Source organism: Micromonospora sp. NPDC049799, assembly GCF_040656655.1.
In the GTDB taxonomy this organism is placed as follows: Bacteria; Actinomycetota; Actinomycetes; order Mycobacteriales; family Micromonosporaceae; genus Micromonospora.
On sequence record NZ_JBFAMU010000685.1, the window covers coordinates 1 to 2179 of the forward strand.

Annotated in this window: 3 protein-coding genes; 2 read left to right on the top strand and 1 reads right to left on the bottom strand. The window is 73.0% G+C overall.

The window, feature by feature from the left end:
- Together AB0I76_RS28240 and AB0I76_RS28245 are read left to right on the top strand one after the other, a co-directional pair.
- Window positions 1-524: DUF72 domain-containing protein (locus tag AB0I76_RS28240; protein ID WP_357041675.1), on the top strand; the 524-nt coding region annotated here is incomplete at its 5' end.
- Between the two features lie 67 nt (window positions 525-591).
- Window positions 592-774 (top strand): hypothetical protein, encoded by a 183-nt coding sequence (locus tag AB0I76_RS28245; protein ID WP_357041677.1) that lies wholly within the window; start codon window positions 592-594, stop codon window positions 772-774.
- Window positions 775-861: 87 nt separating this feature from the next.
- Here the strand turns inward: AB0I76_RS28245 and AB0I76_RS28250 are convergent, their stop codons facing one another.
- A complete protein-coding gene (locus tag AB0I76_RS28250) occupies window positions 862-1659 on the bottom strand; it encodes an SGNH/GDSL hydrolase family protein (RefSeq protein ID WP_357041680.1) in 798 nt (265 codons plus the stop codon).
- Between the last annotated feature and the right edge of the window lie 520 nt (window positions 1660-2179).

Here is a 2179-nt window from a genome sequence, read left to right on the forward strand (position 1 = left end):
AGCTCGCTGTCTCGTTCGACGCGCACACGGTGCTGCCCGTCCTGCGGCGGGTCCGGTGCGCCTCGGGCGTGGACGTGGTGACGGTCCGCATGGTGTGGCCGTGGCGGGTCGCCGTGGAGCTGCGGCACGGGTCCTGGTTCGACGGTACGGCGGCGCTGGACACGCTGGCCTTCCTGCGCGAGCACGACCTGTCCCACGTGGGCGTGGACATGCCGCAGGGACACCCCTCGTCGGTGCCGCCGATCCTCGTGCCCACCGCCGACCTGGCGGTGGTCCGCTTCCACGGCCACAGCACGGGCTGGGACACCGGCGACAAGCAGGAGAAGTTCCGCTACGCGTACGGCGCGGAGGAGCTGCGCCGCTGGGCGGAGCTGCTGACCGACCTGGCCGGGCAGAGCGACGAGCTGCACGTGCTGTTCAACAACTGCTGCGACGACCAGGCGCAGCGCGACGCCGCGAGCCTGGCCGCCCTGCTCGGCGTCCTTCCCGCCGGGCCGTACGCGCGAGCCGGCGCCCCCTCCTGACCGGCCGGGTTTTCCGGCGGGCCGCTCGGGTACCGCCTGGACTCGGGACGACGGAGGGACGGTACGGATGAGTGACCAGGAGCAGCGGTGGCCGGGCGACGACGCGCCGGGCGTGCCGCAGGACGCGGCGGCGCGGCGCACCCGGGAGGCGCAGGACGCGCACGGCGGCAGCATGGCCCCGGGCGTGGTGGACGACACCGGGCATCCGGTGGTGGACCCGCCGTCGAGCCCGGAGGACGGACCACGCTGACCGGGTGACCGGTCGGCCCAGGTGTGACGCCGGCGGTCCGCCGACGGGGCGGGCCGCCGGCGTCGGTGGCGCCGGACCGGAGTGCCGTCAGGCGGTGGTGGCGTTCAGCGCCGGCAGGTAGCCGGAGGAGTGGCCGCTGGCGTTCGGGTGGTACGACTCGACGACCGGCCAGGTGGTCCCGTTGATCCAGGGGCTGGCCGCGCACACGCCGTGCCCGGCGAACCGGCCGCGTACGTCGACGTAGGTGAAGCCGGCCGCTCCGGCCCGGCTGGAAATGACGCTCGACATGGTGTCGGAGCCGCCGTTGAGCAGGTTGCGCTTGTACTCGCTGATGCTGCCGAAGCCGCACCAGCCCAGCTCGAACAGGCGCGGGTAACCGAGCACCACCACCCGGGCGTACGGTGCCCGGCTGCGGACGGCCCGGTAGGTCTCGTCGAGCCGGCCCGGGAGGGTCGTGGTGATGTAGGCCTTCGCGGTGTTCACCGCGCTGAGGCAACTGCTGTCGCTGCCCAGTCGGCAGGTCGTCACGACGTCGGCGAAGCCGGCGTCGTTGCCGCCGATGGAGATCGTCACCAGGTCGGTGCCGGAGTTCAGCGCACCGAGCTGTCCACTGAGTACCTCCCGGGTGGTGGCGCCCGAGCAGGCGACGAACTGGAAGGTGGCGACGACGTGGGTGTTGGCCCACAGCCGCGGGTACGCCTGGGGGCTCCGCAGGCAGGAGCCGCTGACGCCGTCGTAGTTGTTGGTGCCGACGCCCGAGGAGTACGAGTCGCCGAGGGCCGCGTAGTCGGTGCCGGCGGCGGCGGCGGGGGTGGCGGTGAGGGTGGCCGCGAGCAGGACGCCGGCGGCGAGGCTGCCGAGGGTGGGGAACAGCCGAAGACGCATTCAGGACCTCCGAGGGGATGGGAGGTCCTTGTCGTAACATGTCGTCTACCAGTCGGTAACATTTCTGGGCCGCAATTCGGCGCGAGCCGCGAAAGTGGCCGCCCCGGGTTGCCGATCCGGCGCTTATCGAAGATCGTGGATGCGTACGTGTCCGGGGCCGGACGGGTGGCGGTGGCACGCGGACATGCCGCGACCGCCCGGGCAGAGCCCGGACGGTCGCGATGTCAGGTCGTACGGCGGGTCAGGTCAACGCGTCCACGTCGATCAGTACCCAGCTACCCGTTGGCGGGCCGCAGGCAGTCGTCAGGAGCGCCGGCCCCGGGTCCGCAGCGCGTCCTCGGACCTCTCTCCGATGTCGGCGTCGTCCGGGAACGACCGCCGCGACGGCGCCGGATCCGGCGGCGCGCCCGGCCCGACCACCGGCGTACGCGGCGATCCGCTCGGTTCTGCGGATCCGACCGTTCCGCCGGCTCTGGATCGTCCTCGGCGCCGCCTCCTTCGGCGACTGGTTCGGCCTCCT